This window comes from Paenibacillus sp. VTT E-133280, assembly GCF_002264385.1.
GTDB classification, from domain to species: Bacteria; Bacillota; Bacilli; order Paenibacillales; family Paenibacillaceae; genus Paenibacillus_AQ; species Paenibacillus_AQ nitricinens.
In genome coordinates, this window is sequence record NZ_NFUX01000033.1 from 56,183 (window position 1) to 71,811 (window position 15,629).

Genomic DNA, 15,629 nt, shown 5'->3' on the forward strand with positions numbered 1-15,629 from the left:
AGATCCGTGTCATATTATATGACTAAAGGCGAAAAAAGAACACTTACTCAGATCACTTTTTCAGATCACTTTTCGATTACATTTCTATTTTTCGTTCCTCAGCATCCATTGCTCCTGAATCTCACCAAAATCCTCTTCTGTATCTGCATCCATGAAATAGTGGGTGGATTCAGACTCCAGAACGATCCCCTTATAATCAGGCGAACGCAAAATCGCTGCCGCTCCGCGATCCCCATCCAATCCCTGTAGTACTGGAAACAACGTCTTCGAAAATAAAGCCGGTGGCATAGCTGACCCATTGCTGACACTAGCCACATAATCCATGTCCGGTGATTGTTCAAACGTTTGTATTAAACGATTCACTAATGCCGTAGTAATAAATGGCTGATCCGCAAGCGCCACAACTACTGCATCGGGCTGCAAAGGCAATACCGCATTAAGACCGCAGCGCAGTGAAAAAGACAATCCTAGATGTGCGGTTAAGCAAGTTTCGGTACGCCTGGATCCTTGCGGTTCAATCGCGGGTGGCAGCCATTCCAAGCTGTCATCCGCACGCACTACCACGATTAGCGGTTCTAGATTGCAACGATCCAATTCACTAAGCGCGACGCTCCCGAGTGAGACCTCCTGCGACAATTTCAGTGAAACCTTGGACACGCCCATCCGCCTGCTCTGCCCCGCTGCCAAATATATTCCTGCTACCTTCAATATCGTCCACTCCTTTGGGCAGTTCTCGTGAGCCCGCCCTTCTAATTTGAATAATTTCAGCTATAATACTGACCGCAATTTCCTCCGGACCTTCTCCACCAATGGGCAACCCTACAGGCGCATGCAAAGATGCAGGAGCCTCAAGCTCTTCCAGTAAAAGAGATATCCGCACCTTCGACCCGATAATCCCTATATATAAAGGAGCAAGCGGAATCACACTCTCCAGGAACTGTCTATCCCTCCCAAGCTGATGACTGCAAATCAATACATAATCCTCCTGAGCTACGCCCAATCGCTGAACAACCTCCATAGGGGAACAAATTACCTGTTCAGCTCGAGGAAACTTATTGTGCAAGCTTCCTTCGCGCCAATCCGCAACCGCAACCCGAAAGCCAACGTTGTCGGCAAGCTCCGCAATCGGAACCACATCACGCCCCCCGCCAAAAATCACAAGCCGCGGTTTGGGCACGAAAGACGTATGGAATGCTGTCAATTCTGCTGGAGCGGCCATAAAGTGACCTGTCGCTAGGTTTTCTTTTGCCGAGGGGGATAATTTTGGACGGTTCTTGTTCTGCGATAGCGAAGTATCCGGCTCCAGCTTATAGGCAAAACCTTTCTCCACTGCTTCGCGGAACAGAACTAGATTCTCTCCCCTAGCCAATCTGTCACTCGCCTGCACTAAAAGCTTGTAGAGCTGACCCTGCACGGGTTCAAGCACCACTTTAATTTTGCCCCCACACCCGACAGTTTCACCCCAGGACAAATCATCCGGAGACAACATATTGTATTCCACAATTTCGGGCAGCCCTCGTTCCCATATTCCAGAGGTACGTAGCTGCAGATCGCTTTCCAGACAACCTGGACTCAGACTTCCAATCGTGCCCCCTTCAAAAAACAGCATCACTGCCCCGGGTTTACGATACGAATGCCCCTCCACTTCTATCAACGTCGCCAGCACCGCAGGTGCCTTATGGGTTTGAATATGCATTGCGATCTCATGTGTATTCACGAGGTTCCCCTCCTCCGTGTTTGCATTTCAACCCAGTCCTTAGTCCCGCCCAAGCATTCTCCGAAACATGAACACTAGCTTCAGCCTCATTAGATCATTTATTTTTTTAAAATCGACGTCCAGGAGCTCACTAAGCTTCTCGATTCGGTAGGTAGCCGTGTTCCGATGAATAAACAGCTTTTTGGCTGTCTCATTGACATGTCCATCGTTCTCTAGATAAACCTCCAGCGTCCGCAGCATTTCTCGTACATACTCCGGCTCACGGCTAAGCAGTCCTCTAAGCGTTCCGTTGCAATATTTCTCCATGACCTCTGTCGGGATTTGCCCAAGAAGCAAGGAAAGCTCAAGCTGCCGATAATGTACAACATTCCCATGCACTCCCTCAAACTGAAGCATCCCCATACATTCCTTCACCTCCGCAAAAGCCTCCTTCAGCCCATCCGGCTTCACTTTATAACTACTTATCGCAGCTCGTGGATAATCCCCCTTGTCAAACTTCAGGTTGTCAAAACAAGCCTGAATTACATCCCGAAATTGCTCAGGACTCTGAAGTGTTGCCGGATAGATGGACAATAATCCTTGGTCTACAATCACATGAATGGCCGTTGATTCCCGCAATACGGGGTGTTCAGTGTATTCTTCTTTTAATCTAAGCAGCTCACTTTGGCGGTCTTCAACAGTCGCAACAATATCAGTTAATACCAGTTGAAATGGCGACTGAAGCAGTTCAATTTCCAATTCGAGCGTAGCCTGTGCTAAATCGGCGTAAGATAAGTTACCATTTAGACAACGTCTCAGCAATCCACTGAATTCCCTATGTTCTGCCTGTTCAAAATAATCCTCGTATCCTGAATGAATATGATAAGAAATAAGTTCAGCGCCCTGAACGAACAAGCTCTCTTCCACCGGGAGCAATAAAGGGTCGATGGAACAATACAATAAATAGCCCGAACACTTTTCTCCTTGCATTAGTGGTGTTCGATAACCCGTACGAGCTTCTACACGAAAACGTTGATTACGCTTCTGCCAGGGCCAACCCTCCAGCAGCTGTGACGTCTGATATTCAGAATTGTTATAAATTACATCCCCGCGTGCGCTAACCACTACAAGTGAATGGCCAATCACTTCAGACACCGAGTCAAACAGTGGACGGCTGCGGACAGATCGCAGGGCAAATTGCATCAGCTTTTTCTGCTTCTCCATTATGCCCTGCAAAACATGAGTACTCCGGCTAAGCTCGGCGCGAAACAGGCCATTCATTTGATCCGAAAAAGTGAACTGGAACGGCAATTGGATTAAGGGGAAGCTAAGGTTCTCCGCTTCTGCGATTAGCTTCTCCGGTACTTCATCCCAAAATCGTCCCAGCTTAATACCCAAGGCCGACGAGCCCCTTCGATTCAGTGTTTGCAGCAAAGCAGAGGCATCCTCCAGATTATCCTTGATTAAATAGGCTGTCGTTAGCAGCATCTCGCCTTCTTTGATCCAATCCGAAATATCAGGTGCGTCCATCACATTAATCGATTTCACAATTCGATGTTTCCCCTTGGACCCCGCGATAAGCTTCGCCTCGGACAAAGGATAAATGGACAACGCTTCTTCAACCGTAAGATGCATGCCATCCCTCCTTTTTAGGATCAATAGAACTATTTCTGATTTATAATGTTATTTTATGTAACATTATAATTAAAATGAACCTCCTTGGATAGAGTAAAATTAAAATTTAATGATAATTATGTTAGTTAATATTACATTAAATATATGTATCTGATGAATCATTAAACTTTAGTTCACATCACTTGTGTTAGAGGTATAATTAGATCGGACAACATTAGGATGGATTTGGAGGGGATCTTTTGAGTAAAAAGCAAGTATTTACGGGTTCACCCTGGGAGTCGGTGGTTGGATATTCTCGCGCCATCCGAATCGGCAATCGTATCGAAGTCGCAGGAACAACAGCCATGCAAGACGGGGAAGTAGTGGGTGTAGGTGATCCATACGCGCAGACGAAATTCATTCTACATACCATCGAAAAAGCGCTAAACCAGCTAGATGCTGATTTGTCGCATGTAATTAGAACAAGAATGTTCGTGACAGACATCTCACGCTGGGAAGAAGTCGGCAAAGCACACGGCGAATTCTTCAAAGATATTCAGCCTGTAGCAACCATGGTAGAGGTAAAGGCGCTTATTGATCCACTATTGTTAGTAGAAATAGAAGTCGAAGCATTCGTAGAATAGAGCTCGGACGGGGCATGGCACCTTCTTCACGGAAGGTGCTTTGTTTGCGTGTTCAGAGTGAACCGCGAGCGTGTCATAGCTGACCTTTGTGGCGTGGGGCATTTTTGCCCCTCTTTCCTGCAATATGGCCGGAATTACTGGATTCCGGGGCATTTTTGCCCTTCTTCCCCGCTATATGAGCCAATTTTTCGAATTCTACGGGATTTATACCGTTATTTTCAGCTATATGAGCCGATTTCGCGCATTCTACGGGACTTATACCGTTCTTTTTCTTCACATGGAGGTGTTTACTGAAACGCTGGTCTTAAGCCAACTTTTGAGCGCTGAATTTATCTTTTACTCTAACACACCATTATTGAACCTACTTCATCACATTGAGATCATTTTTTAAAAACCAATTTCACCTATCATCTCAAAACCCATCAGGTCCCGTCATCTCAAGGTCGCCGCCATACCTCCTTCACCCATGAGAGTAACCGAAGATCCTGCCCATGTCCGGCGATAACCGACAATCCCAGCGGCAGTCCATTTGTAGAGAGCATAGGTAATGTCACCTGAGGAAGACCTGCCAGTCCGGCTATGCAACTCAACATCATCGCTCCACTACGGTTCTCTTCCAATTGACGCAACCCCCCTCCACGCAGTGGAGCAGGACCAGGTACTGTTGGAATCACAAGACAATTATCTTCTCCTAGCAATCCGCGCAATTGAGCAGAAATCTCCGCTCGTTTATTCAGAGCGATACTGTGGTCCTTGTCAGCTAAACTGGCAGCCCAAGAGAACCGTGCTGCAATATCTGGCCCAAAGAATGGTTTTACCTTTTCAATCCAGGCGCAATGGGTTGTCCAGATTTCATTACCCTGTAACTCTCGAAAAACATCCATCCAGACCTTCAATCCTTCTGGAGCTATTTCAGTTTTGAGGAAATGATCAGCACCAGTCCGCAAGCAGTTCAATCCATCCGCTAGAATACTCACATCCTTTGGAACGACCAATTCCCAACAGTCCGTAGCGACAAATAAAGTTCCCATTTTCTTTTGTGAATCATCCCCTTTTTTATCCATGCGCCCAATTCCAAGTAAAACCTCCCCAACCTTCTGGAGCACATCCATACGTTCAGCCATCCAGCCTACTGTATCAAATTGCGGTGATAACGGGATCACGCCTTTCAGATCCACCACACCATGTGTCGGTCGAAAGCCATATACTCCGCAATACGCAGAAGGGACTCGAATAGAACCACCCGTATCTGTTCCGAGAGCAAAATCAACACTACCAGAAGCTACGGCTACTGCCGATCCACTAGAAGAACCGCCCGGGATACAACCTGCGGCACGGGGATTTATCGGCGTTCCATAATGATGGTTCTCACCACCCAGACTGTACATCAGCTCATCCGTATGAGTCGCCCCTCGAAGCGTCGCTCCCGACTGGAGAAGCCGGCGAACTACTGCCGCATGTTCTGTAGAGGGATTGTGGCTCCGTAACCAATCTGGATTACCTGCAGAAGGGCTGTGCCCTGCTATCGCATACACATCTTTTACAGCAAAGGTCATTCCGTCCAATATCCCATTCCCTAACCGTCCGACTGTTAGCTCAGAATCTATGAACGCACCATACCGATTATCCAAAATCATAGCTCCACCTTCACCTCACCGTTCCTTCTAAGATCTTAATCAACCGGTCATCCGTCATTTCTATTAAGAACCTATCGCTCCGTTAAACTAGGATTTTCCCATTTGCCTTTCCGAGAATCGTCTCACGATATCTTTCCTACCAAATAACGGAAGGAGCAATTCGGGGGATTTGGAGAGAGCATCTCACCCTACCAACCTATCGCCGCGCCATCGCAGCGCGGGTCCGTCCCCCCACTACGATATCCATTGTCATCTATGGAGATCACGTGGGCATGACCCACGATCCCGTCGTATGCGTCCACTTTCCGGACAATATGACCAGCCGCCTCTAAATCAGACAGCACCTCATCTGCTACCCGGACCTCCACCTTCATTTCCTGCGTAGGCTCACCCCACGTTCTCCCCCATACAAAACGCGGTTCACTTACAGCCGTTTGCGGATTCATCCCATAATGCAGCATCCTTGTAAGTAGCAACGTTTGAGTTTGCGGCTGACCTTCACCACCTTGCGTACCATATAGGATCACAGGTTTACCCTCTCGGCAGGCCATGGCTGGCATCAGTGTGTGGAAGCTGCGCTTATGAGGTTCAAGCGTATTGATATGGTTCGGATCAAGCGAGAAAAACGAACCCCGATTCTGAAGCAGAATCCCGGTATTCCCAGCCACCACACCGGAGCCAAACTCAAAATACAGACTCTGAATAAAAGAGACCGCATTCCCCTCTTCATCCACAACCGCAGCATATGCGGTATCACTACCGATAGGCTGACTTGTCAGCTGCGCTGCTTTTTGTATCGAGATCGTAGAGGCTAGTTGTCCTGCATAGTTCTTATCCAGCAGCTGCGCCAAAGGAATAGCACTAAAATCCGGATCTGTAAGCACTCTATCCCGATCACGAAAACTCAGCTTCAGCGCCTCAACAAGCAGGTGATAATAATCATATGAGCCATGCTCGATTTCTCCGAAATTAAAATGCTCCAATATATTAAGACTCATCAGCCCCGTAAACCCTTGAGAATTTGGCGGCACTTGATACACCCTATGCCCATGATATTCCGTATAAATCGGCTCGACCCAATCCCCCTGATGATCCGCAAAGTCATCCCGAGTGAGATAACCCCCGGCTGCCAGCATATAATCACAAATATCTTCTGCAATCTTCCCCTTATAAAAAGCGTCCCGTCCACCCGCAGCCAACGTCTTCAGGGTTGCCGCCAGTTGTGTCTGCTGAAATCTCGATCCAGCAGACAGAACCACTCTGCCCGGCATATATATCGCGGATGCCTCCGCTGACAACGCTGCTCCAGCAAGCAGCGTATTATTCCGCTGGTCCGGCGACAGCGGAAACCCACTCTGAGCATAGCCGATGGCTGGCTCCAGCACCTCTGCCAGCGTTAAACGGCCATACTTGCTGAGCATGGCATCCCAGCTATCCACCATCCCCGGCACGGTGATGGCACTGCGGATCCCCCGCCTCGGGATAGCTCCCTCCCCGGCAAAGCAACTTCTGCGAACTCCATAACCCGATCGTCCGCTTCCGTTATACACCCGAACACGCGCCTCTTGCGCGCAATAGGTCAACCAAAACGAATCCCCACCAAGCCCTGTCATATGCGGGTAGACCACAGCGAGCGTAGCACTGACCGCCACTGCCGCATCAAAAGCATTTCCTCCTCTTTCCAAAATGCGCGCACCCGCAGCCGAAGCTAAATAATGAGGGCTGACGACCATTGTTTTGGTGCCTATTACAGGTTTCTCCGCCATATTCCCCATCTCCCTATAAACTTTTCACTCATTTAACGTCATTTAACATCACATAAAAATACCCTGTCAATCGATTACACTAACCCGCAAAATTAACATCTTTTTTTTGTGATCCATGCACAAAGATTAGCTAATTGCTAGTCGACCACGTAGCTTCACACATATGAATTGTATAGAATGGGCTCTAAAAACAAGGGGAGATCTCACATGATATCCATCCATAAAGATTATGTACAAATAGCTATCGCCATGTTCAGAACTGGGATTGTCGGCTATGGCGGAGGACCTTCGGTAATTCCATTCATCCGGCATAATGCAGCAGCTCGCTACACTTGGCTAAGTGATGACGAATTCGGGGAGACATTGGCGATTGCAAAGGCACTACCAGGGCCTATTGCCACCAAGATGGCGGCTTATCTCGGGTATAAACTTCGAGGAGTTAGGGGGGGCTATACTGTCAGTTCCGGCACATATTTTACCTAGCTGCCTGGTCATAATCATACTGTTATCAGCTGTGAATTATTTAAGTAGCTCAAGGGTAGTAGCTGGAAAGCGCTCATTGCAGTAATCGCATTCTGGGCTATCAAGCGGCTTAAGGTACATCCTGCCTTAGTCATCTTAGCCGCTTTTACGTATGGGGATCTTGTACTCCGCTACACTGTCTAACTGAACTATTTTAAAATATATTGTGACAATACCGCCTGCACCTCATAAATATTCACAGATTTATTAAAGGTCTTCTTGAGTGGCACAGTGCTGCTGGAAATATAGATACATAGCTCCGCATCCAGATCAAAGTGCCCTGCCGTCTCCACGGAATAATGCGAGATGCTTTTGTACGGGATGGAATGATAATCCGTCTTTTTGCCCGTCAGTCCCTGTTTATCCACTAAAATCAATCGTTTGTCTGTAAAAATAAACATATCTCTAATCAGCTTGTAGGCTCGTTCAATTTTCTCTTGAGGGGCAAGAATTTGTGCATATTCCCGCTGTACCTCCGCAAGATTTACTTGTGATGCATTACCCATCAATCCGTCAAAAATCGCCATATAACATCCCCTTTTCATCTGTTATTTTTAGTGGCTTGTCTCCTCCCACATAGAACCATATTATTCAACGATTCATATTCTATGCAGTGTAAACTTCGCTTTGCCATCTTTTTACTTGCTAAATTTCCGATTATTGTTTACACTGTCATTAAATTTGTTATGAAAGGGGTGTGGAAGGAATGGATCACAATTGGACCAATAGTGTTATGAGTCGGCTACCTAAAGCGATAGCTGGCATTGCTCATGTAAATGGCGATAACGGGAGAAGTCTGTCCATTTCCATGAATTTAATAACACTACACAATTGTGAAATGCCTTTCCTGCCATCACCCGGACGGATCAGTTAACCGGAGAATGATAAGGCCGTGGGGAAATTTCCCTACGGTCTTTTTTTATGGTTTTTTTGCAGAATTCCAGTTTCGATTTAGGGTTCTGGCGGTGCAAAGGGCATTCTTAAAGGAGAATATATATGATTATTCAATGCCAAAATGTTCAAAAGTACCACGGTGCACAGCTCGTACTAAATAGCATCACCTTCGATATCCGCCAAGGAGAAAAAATCGGTCTCATCGGCCGCAATGGTTGTGGTAAAACTACGCTTTTCCATTTACTTAATGGCGAAGAGCGCCCCGATCAAGGGCAAATCTCCATTCGCAAAGGTAGTGTAGTAGGAATGCTGGCTCAAATTCAAGAGGTTGCCGAGAAAGAAACCGTATATGAAGTTCTACAGCGTAGCTTTGCTGAACCTTTGCAATGGCAACAACGCCTGCGAGAGCTGGAGCTTGAAATGTCCACCTTCAATACCGGGACAGATGAAACACTATGGAATCGGCTGCTGAAAGAATACGGTAGCCTTCAGGATAAATTTGAGACCGCAGGAGGCTACGAAATTGAATCCACAATTCAGCGAGTGGCCACTGGTTTAGGAATCGACGCTGGGCAATATAGCCGACTCTTCTCCACTCTTTCTGGCGGCGAGAAAACTAAAGTCGGACTGGCAGAGCTGCTGCTGCGTAGACCCGATGTACTCCTACTCGATGAGCCAACCAATCATCTGGACATGAACGCCATCGAGTGGTTAGAGCAGTACTTACAGAGCTATGACGGTACAGTGCTAGCCATTTCCCATGATCGTTATTTCCTCGATGCTGTAGTCAAGAAAGTGATCGAGATTGAGGATGGCGAGGCTTTTACCTTCCATACCAACTACAGCGGCTATCAGGTAGAGAAGGAAACACGTCTGCTTCAACAATTCGCTGACTACCAAGAGCAGCAGAAAAAAATAAAACAAATGCAGGAAAGCATCAAACGTCTCATCGAGTTTGGCAATCGCGGGACGCCTCCTAACCCTGCTTTTTACCGGAGAGCAGCCTCCATGCAAAAAGCTCTGGATCGCATGGTGAAGCTTAAACGTCCTATTCTGGAGCGCAAGTCGATGGATTTGCAGCTACAGCAAAATGATCGTTCCGGCAATCAAGTTGTCATTCTGGAGGATGTCGGTAAAGCATATGGAGAGCGGAGCCTTTTTACAGACGCAAATGAAGTCCTTCGCTACGGAGAAACTACGGCGCTTATTGGTGGTAACGGGGCAGGAAAAAGTACACTATTAAGAATTATTTTAGGTCAGGAAACGCCAGATACTGGAAGTTGCACACTGGGTTCAAGAGCCGTTGTCGGTTATCTCGCGCAAGAGGCCGTCCCTGAAAACAACAAACAATCTGTACTCCGTTACTTCCGTGAAGAAGCCGGACTAGAAGAGGGCGAAGCTCGCGGACAGCTCGCGCGTTTCCTATTCTATGGTGCCGATGTATTCAAAGACATCACGAATTTATCCGGAGGGGAATGGACCCGCCTGCGTTTCGCTGTGCTGATGCATCGTAAACCGAACCTGCTGATTCTGGATGAACCAACGAATCATCTAGATATCGACTCCCGCGAGGCGCTGGAGGAAGCTTTAGAGGAATTCCCAGGTACAGTACTGGCCGTATCCCATGACCGCTACTTCATTAATCGTCTGTTCCATAAGCTCTGGTCCATTGAAAGTGGACGATTTGGAGTTTTCAACGGCAACTATGAGTATTACAAGGAGAAACAAGCTGAACAGGCATTAGCAGTACCCGTCTCTATTCCTGATCAACCTAAACCTACCTCTTCAGAAGGAACAACTTCATCACGCTCCGGTAAGCCTCAATCTAGCGGTTCAGTGAATGTTACTACAGCTAACTCGTCCAGTTCCCGCAAGAAGAGCGTCCACTTCGACTGGGAGAAGGCTATTGCAGAGGTCGAGGAACAGCTTGAGGAAATTGATGTCAAAATGCTAGATCCACAGATTAGTAGCAATGCGGCAGAGCTTGCGGAGCTACTAAAAGAACGCGATACAATGCAAGAGCAACTAGATGAGCTTTATGCGGGTTGGATGGAAACTGCGGGACATTAACGATCATTAAACGAGGAGATAGGGATATGAGCAACGAAACGAAGATTACGCTTTTTTGGGAAGAATATACCCAGATTTATCCACAAGCAGCGGCTAACTACGAGGCTTGGGCCTTTGGTGACAGTCCTCAAATGGCCGATGAACTATTGGATCTGGTGATCCAAGGGATCAAGACTGGCACCGCTTCGAACTATGAAATTTATGCAATTTCCGACGAGACACTACCTGAAATTGGCCGACACAGTATTCTGCTCGATGGCCACGGTAATCCACAAGCTGTGATCGTTACGACAGATGTGCAAATTACTCCTTTTGATGAGGTAGGCGCTGATTTTGCCTATAGCGAAGGCGAGGATGACAGAACGCTGGAGTCATGGCGCCATGAGCATGAGAAGTTCTTCTCCAGAGAATCTTTAGCGTTCTTGAAAAAGCCTTTTGATCCAAAAATGAAGGTGGTTTGTGAGAACTTTAGACTGGTATTTACGAAATCATAAGAAACTCAAGAAACTAAAAAGGCGGCCTCTTCCGTTAGGAAGAGACCGCCTTTGATGTATACTATACAACTATTAGAGTTAGATAATAATTAAAATCCGGCTCAGCGCCAAAACCCCAGAATCCAGCCAATCACAGAGATCCATAACGGAATGCTGATTAAAATACCCCAAATCAGCCCAGTGGCAATATTGCCCTCTGCAGGACGCACAACATTTTCCTGTTTTAATGGAATGCTCAGCTCTTCTTGTTCCATGCGATCCCCTCCTAAAATTCTTATCGTCACAGTAGAGGAAAAAATGTAGACCGCTCGACCCAAAAACTTAGAATATTGACTTTATTTTAGATATAAAGGCTCAGCGGCTCAACACTGAAAGTGCTTACATAATAATCATTAACCAAAATTTTAATATTTTAAAAACTTCGGTTTACGGAAGTCATTCATCATATGCAAATTCTTAGTCCAATATTACTACTTTTTCTGGATTTCGTAAATATTCAAACATCGTCTGAATCTGCTCTTTGGTATTCCGCTCCACGGAGAGCTCAGGCAGTTCATCTTCAGCAAAAAAGGAAACTTCACTCGTCTCCACCCCTTGCATCGCCTCACCGCCCACAATGCTGCACAAGATAAAAAACTTGTACACATGATACGGCTCCGGAGGATGGTTATGAAATTTCTTATCCAGAACAGCCAGCAAGCGAATTGCCTCTGGCTCAAATCCTGATTCTTCTTGAATTTCTTTAACAACGACCTCACTCGGTGACAGACCAATATCTCCCCAGCCGCCGGGAAGCGCCCACTTTCCATCTAATTTCTCGCGGACCAGCAGGATTCTGTCCCCCTGAAAAACAACACCACGGATATCTACTTTCGGCGTAGCGTAGCCACTCTCACTAGCAAAGGAGAGTCTTATTCTCTCCTTGCTTTCGAATGTATAATTAGCGAGGATGTCTACACTTAGCTCCCGCAAAGCTTGATAACGTTCTATATCGTAGACATCTTTAGCGTAAGTTAGTCCAGTCTGTGCGATGGCCTGTATTTCTTTAGCCCAGGTTAACCATTTCTGCTCCATTGCTGCACCCCTTTAAAAGATCTTCATTAGGATTACTGGCAAAGCATTAAATGACGGGAGAACAAACCTTTTTTTGCTTCACAACGGTCTATAATCGTAAATCCAGCTTCATTAATCATCTCATCCATCGGTTCGATCGCAACGATAACCACCCGATCTGCAATCCGGCGTGCATTCACTAGAATCGCAAACTGTTCCTCAGGTGTAATACTAGAATATAGATTATAAGGCATATCTACAATAGCAACGTCGTAATGTTCTGTGATGTCAGCGATATCCCCTAATGTTACCTCACTTGAGAATCCAAAATGAGCAATATTTGTTCGGGCACCGATCGCGATCTGAGGATTAATGTCACGTCCGACCATGTTGATTCCCATCGACAAAGCCTCTACCATTACTGTTCCGATGCCGCAGCAAGGATCGATGGCTCGTACACCTTCCGGATTCGGAACGGCGATGTTGACCGCTGCTCGGGCAACACGTGTGCTAAGCGCGATAGAATAGCTACGCGGCTTCTTCATTTGACGGAACCACGTAGCCTTGTTTTTATGATAAGAGCCAAAGTACCAGCGCCCACCCAGCGTAACAATACCATATACCAACTGAGGGTGGTTTACATCCGCTTCCCCTTCAATACGCAGCCCAATTTCTCGCTCGATCACTCTACGCTCATCATATTCTATTTTGTCCGCAGGGGACAGATCATTAGTCTTCACAAAAATAACCTTAAATGTCTTGCCGCCAAGCTCCACTTGCTCGGTTTGATCATAAATCTCAGGCAAGCTGTCTCCCTCGTACATAACATCCAATCGTTCTTTAATGAAGGGACTGCGGCTGACATCCACCTCTACCTCACTCTTAAAGATGGAAGAAGGTACTTCCTCTCCAAAAAGACAACGAAGCTCCATCTGACATAGCGATAACTCGTCCCCTGAACAGGTGTAAGTATATATAAATGTGTTGTTTCCACTTTTCTTTTGCAAAATAATCCATCCTCTATTCCAGGTAATTGTACGACTAGCTTGCTACTCCTGCATTTCGTGCTGAATATCATAACCTACTCGTGCTTTGGCGATTTCAGCGTTGTTCCTATTGACCCATTCCACTAGGGAAGTTAAAGGATCCAGCAGGGACTCCCCTAAACTCGTCAGACCGTATTCAACAGTCAAAGGCACCGTAGGTGTGACTTTACGCCAAACTATACCGTCTCGTTCTAAATGACGCAGAGTCTGGGTCAGCATCCGTTGTGATATTCCACCAGAACGCCGCTGCAGCTCTTTAAACCGCAGTGCTTTTGCACCTAAGTTCACAACAATGAGTACACTCCATTTGTCCCCAATCCTATCCAGAATTTGACGAGTGACGGAGTAGTCCTCTAACGTTGGCATTAGCCGAATGGGTTCGTCTCTTGAATGTTCCAAAGTGGTTACCTCCATGTAACTTAAGCATGTAATCGCACTTTTGTATCTCTGGAGCTTATCCAGCTTATCATGGTTACTGTTAGTAATCAACAACCGGAAAAGAACTATTCTTTACGAAAGGAAGCGCCTGTCACGATCATCAGATAAGACATCTTCCCGATCGCTTTTGATCCATAGTGAGTTCTCCAGTATAATGATTCCTATAGAATGCTAAACAAGACGGTCACGTATGGCAATTAAGCTCATAGCCGGTTTTGCGCAGCAAAACTTAAGGAGGTACATACACACTATGTCATATGAAACGTATTTTTCAACACACCGGGATGAACATCTCGAAGAACTAAAACAATGGCTCAAGATTCCAAGTATTTCTGCCTTGTCTGAGCATAAGGACGATGTACTAGCTGCAGCCCATTGGCTGACAGACACACTAAAGAAAGCCGGACTTGAGAACATTGAGCTTCATCCGACAGCGGGACATCCCGTCATATATGCTGACTATCTTCATGCTCCGGGTAAGCCTACCATTCTTGTATACGGCCACTACGATGTGCAGCCAGTAGATCCGCTGAACCTGTGGACTACACCTCCGTTTGAACCAGAGATCCGTGACGGCAAGCTGTATGCACGTGGCGCAACGGATGACAAAGGGCAAGTATTCATTCACCTCAAAGCGATTGAAGCAATCCTGAAACAAGAAGGTACTCTTCCTGTTAACATCAAGCTCTGCATCGAAGGTGAAGAAGAAATCGGCAGCGCAAATCTCCCTCCATTCCTGGAAGCTAACAAAGAGAAGCTGGCTGCGGATGCGGTGCTAGTCTCGGACACTTCCCTGCTGGAACGCGGTCGCCCTGCAATTTGCACAGGACTACGTGGCCTAGGATCACTTGAAGTGAGCGTAACTACAGCTCTTACAGACCTGCACTCCGGTTCTTACGGTGGTGGTGTTCCGAATGCACTGCACGCTCTCGTGTCCCTGCTCAGCTCCCTTCATGACGACAAAGGTCGTGTTTCTGTAGAAGGCTTCTATGATGGTGTACCTGAACTTTCTCCAATGCTACGAGAGGAATTCGTGAAGCAAGGCGTGAATGAAGATAAGATTCGCGAAGGACTTGGACTTGACGCATTATACGGTGAAGAAGGTTATTCTTTTGTAGAACGTATTGGTGCTCGCCCTACACTTGAGCTTAACGGTGTCTATGGGGGCTTCCAAGGTGAAGGAAGCAAGACCGTTATTCCAAAAGAAGCACATGCCAAGATTACTTGCCGTCTCGTTGGCGATCAGGATCCACAGCATGTTCTTGATGCCGTTGAAGCGCATCTGAAGGCTAATATTCAAACCGGAGCGAAAGTCCATGTGCAGCAAATGGAGAAGGCGCGTGCCTTTAACATCGATCCATCGAACCCTATTCTGCAAACTGCAGCAGACGCTTACGGCAAAGTATACGGAACCCGTGCCCTCTTCACCAAAGACGGTGGCTCCATTCCGATCATGGAAAGCTTCTCCCGTGTACTTGAAGCACCAGTGGTCCTGATGGGCTTTGGCCTTGATGATGAGAACCTGCATGCACCGGATGAGCATTTCAACCTTGAGAACTTTGATAAGGGACTGCTCACCATTGTTGAGTTCTTGAAGACTGTTTAAGATCAAAGGGTAGTTAAAAAGCCAGGCTCCCCCTTCGTGGAGGAGCCTGGCTTTTTGATGAACAATATCATTAAACAAAGCAATAAAAAAATCCTTGCATCGCAAGGATTTGGAAGTTTAAATTATGGAGCGGGTGATGGGAATCGAAC

At 46.7% G+C, this 15,629-nt stretch carries 15 protein-coding genes and 1 pseudogene; 6 read left to right on the top strand and 10 right to left on the bottom strand.

Going from position 1 to position 15,629, the window contains the following annotated elements; genetic code table 11:
* Window positions 1–84: 84 nt before the first annotated feature.
* From CA600_RS15705 to CA600_RS15715, 3 genes are read right to left on the bottom strand one after another with little or no spacing between them, the layout of a single operon-like run.
* Window positions 85–657 carry an NTP transferase domain-containing protein gene (locus CA600_RS15705; RefSeq protein WP_179281636.1) on the bottom strand — a complete coding sequence of 191 codons (573 nt, stop codon included), beginning with the start codon at window positions 655–657 and terminating at the stop codon, window positions 85–87.
* The gene (locus tag CA600_RS15710; protein WP_094871265.1) at window positions 599–1,717 is read right to left on the bottom strand and encodes an XdhC family protein; all 1,119 of its coding nucleotides are present in this window, start codon (window positions 1,715–1,717) and stop codon (window positions 599–601) included. Before CA600_RS15710 ends, CA600_RS15705 begins: the two co-directional genes overlap by 59 nt.
* A 39-nt stretch (window positions 1,718–1,756) precedes the next feature.
* A complete protein-coding gene (locus CA600_RS15715) occupies window positions 1,757–3,331 on the bottom strand; it encodes a PucR family transcriptional regulator (protein ID WP_094871267.1) in 1,575 nt (524 codons plus the stop codon).
* Window positions 3,332–3,570: 239 nt separating this feature from the next.
* Here CA600_RS15715 and CA600_RS15720 point away from each other — a divergent pair, with 239 nt between their 5' ends.
* Window positions 3,571–3,954 (top strand): RidA family protein, encoded by a 384-nt coding sequence (locus CA600_RS15720; RefSeq protein ID WP_094871269.1) that lies wholly within the window; start codon window positions 3,571–3,573, stop codon window positions 3,952–3,954.
* A 437-nt stretch (window positions 3,955–4,391) separates the two neighbouring features.
* Here CA600_RS15720 and CA600_RS15725 read toward each other — a convergent pair whose 3' ends face one another.
* Window positions 4,392–5,585, bottom strand: a complete 1,194-nt coding sequence (locus CA600_RS15725; protein ID WP_094871284.1) for an amidase — start codon at window positions 5,583–5,585, stop codon at window positions 4,392–4,394.
* A gap of 194 nt (window positions 5,586–5,779) precedes the next feature.
* Window positions 5,780–7,357, bottom strand: a complete 1,578-nt coding sequence (gene ggt / locus CA600_RS15730) for a gamma-glutamyltransferase (protein WP_094871271.1) — start codon at window positions 7,355–7,357, stop codon at window positions 5,780–5,782.
* Window positions 7,358–7,564: 207 nt separating this feature from the next.
* On the opposite strand from ggt, the pseudogene CA600_RS15735 reads away from it, so the two are divergent.
* A pseudogene (locus tag CA600_RS15735) lies at window positions 7,565–7,907 on the top strand (chromate transporter); the annotation flags it as partial.
* A gap of 121 nt (window positions 7,908–8,028) precedes the next feature.
* On the opposite strand, the gene CA600_RS15740 reads toward CA600_RS15735, so the two are convergent.
* Entirely contained in the window at window positions 8,029–8,406 is a 378-nt protein-coding gene (locus CA600_RS15740) for a PH domain-containing protein (protein ID WP_076298221.1), read from the bottom strand.
* A 179-nt stretch (window positions 8,407–8,585) separates the two neighbouring features.
* Here CA600_RS15740 and CA600_RS31260 point away from each other — a divergent pair, with 179 nt between their 5' ends.
* The 3 genes from CA600_RS31260 (at window position 8,586) to CA600_RS15750 (ending at window position 11,337) form a co-directional block, all read left to right on the top strand.
* Window positions 8,586–8,753, top strand: coding sequence for a hypothetical protein (locus CA600_RS31260; RefSeq protein ID WP_156114741.1), 168 nt, complete (start codon window positions 8,586–8,588; stop codon window positions 8,751–8,753).
* 122 nt (window positions 8,754–8,875) lie between these two features.
* The gene (locus CA600_RS15745) at window positions 8,876–10,843 is read left to right on the top strand and encodes an ABC-F family ATP-binding cassette domain-containing protein (protein WP_094871273.1); all 1,968 of its coding nucleotides are present in this window, start codon (window positions 8,876–8,878) and stop codon (window positions 10,841–10,843) included.
* A 26-nt stretch (window positions 10,844–10,869) separates the two neighbouring features.
* Window positions 10,870–11,337, top strand: a complete 468-nt coding sequence (locus CA600_RS15750; RefSeq protein WP_094871275.1) for an ASCH domain-containing protein — start codon at window positions 10,870–10,872, stop codon at window positions 11,335–11,337.
* Between the two features lie 101 nt (window positions 11,338–11,438).
* Here the strand turns inward: CA600_RS15750 and CA600_RS31265 are convergent, their stop codons facing one another.
* From CA600_RS31265 to CA600_RS15765, 4 genes are all read right to left on the bottom strand, one after another.
* Window positions 11,439–11,591 carry a hypothetical protein gene (locus CA600_RS31265; protein ID WP_179281637.1) on the bottom strand — a complete coding sequence of 51 codons (153 nt, stop codon included), beginning with the start codon at window positions 11,589–11,591 and terminating at the stop codon, window positions 11,439–11,441.
* Window positions 11,592–11,793: 202 nt separating this feature from the next.
* Entirely contained in the window at window positions 11,794–12,411 is a 618-nt protein-coding gene (locus CA600_RS15755; RefSeq protein ID WP_094871277.1) for an NUDIX hydrolase, read from the bottom strand.
* Between the two features lie 32 nt (window positions 12,412–12,443).
* The gene (locus CA600_RS15760) at window positions 12,444–13,397 is read right to left on the bottom strand and encodes a TRM11 family SAM-dependent methyltransferase (RefSeq protein ID WP_256989871.1); all 954 of its coding nucleotides are present in this window, start codon (window positions 13,395–13,397) and stop codon (window positions 12,444–12,446) included.
* A gap of 42 nt (window positions 13,398–13,439) precedes the next feature.
* Window positions 13,440–13,835 carry a winged helix-turn-helix transcriptional regulator gene (locus CA600_RS15765; RefSeq protein WP_256989872.1) on the bottom strand — a complete coding sequence of 132 codons (396 nt, stop codon included), beginning with the start codon at window positions 13,833–13,835 and terminating at the stop codon, window positions 13,440–13,442.
* A gap of 289 nt (window positions 13,836–14,124) precedes the next feature.
* On the opposite strand from CA600_RS15765, the gene CA600_RS15770 reads away from it, so the two are divergent.
* Window positions 14,125–15,480, top strand: coding sequence for a dipeptidase (locus CA600_RS15770; RefSeq protein ID WP_094871280.1), 1,356 nt, complete (start codon window positions 14,125–14,127; stop codon window positions 15,478–15,480).
* The last annotated feature ends 149 nt before the right edge of the window (window positions 15,481–15,629 follow it).

Excerpts from the sequence above, each read along its gene's own strand:
- CA600_RS31260 (WP_156114741.1), top strand. The coding sequence starts at position 8,586 with ATGGATCACAATTGGACCAATAGTGTTATGAGTCGGCTACCTAAAGCG.
- CA600_RS15750 (WP_094871275.1), top strand. The coding sequence starts at position 10,870 with ATGAGCAACGAAACGAAGATTACGCTTTTTTGGGAAGAATATACCCAG.
- CA600_RS15715 (WP_094871267.1), bottom strand. The coding sequence starts at position 3,331 with ATGCATCTTACGGTTGAAGAAGCGTTGTCCATTTATCCTTTGTCCGAG.
- CA600_RS15740 (WP_076298221.1), bottom strand. The coding sequence starts at position 8,406 with ATGGCGATTTTTGACGGATTGATGGGTAATGCATCACAAGTAAATCTT.
- CA600_RS15755 (WP_094871277.1), bottom strand. The coding sequence starts at position 12,411 with ATGGAGCAGAAATGGTTAACCTGGGCTAAAGAAATACAGGCCATCGCA.
- ggt (WP_094871271.1), bottom strand. The coding sequence starts at position 7,357 with ATGGCGGAGAAACCTGTAATAGGCACCAAAACAATGGTCGTCAGCCCT.
- CA600_RS15770 (WP_094871280.1), top strand. The coding sequence starts at position 14,125 with ATGTCATATGAAACGTATTTTTCAACACACCGGGATGAACATCTCGAA.
- CA600_RS31265 (WP_179281637.1), bottom strand. The coding sequence starts at position 11,591 with ATGGAACAAGAAGAGCTGAGCATTCCATTAAAACAGGAAAATGTTGTG.
- CA600_RS15745 (WP_094871273.1), top strand. The coding sequence starts at position 8,876 with ATGATTATTCAATGCCAAAATGTTCAAAAGTACCACGGTGCACAGCTC.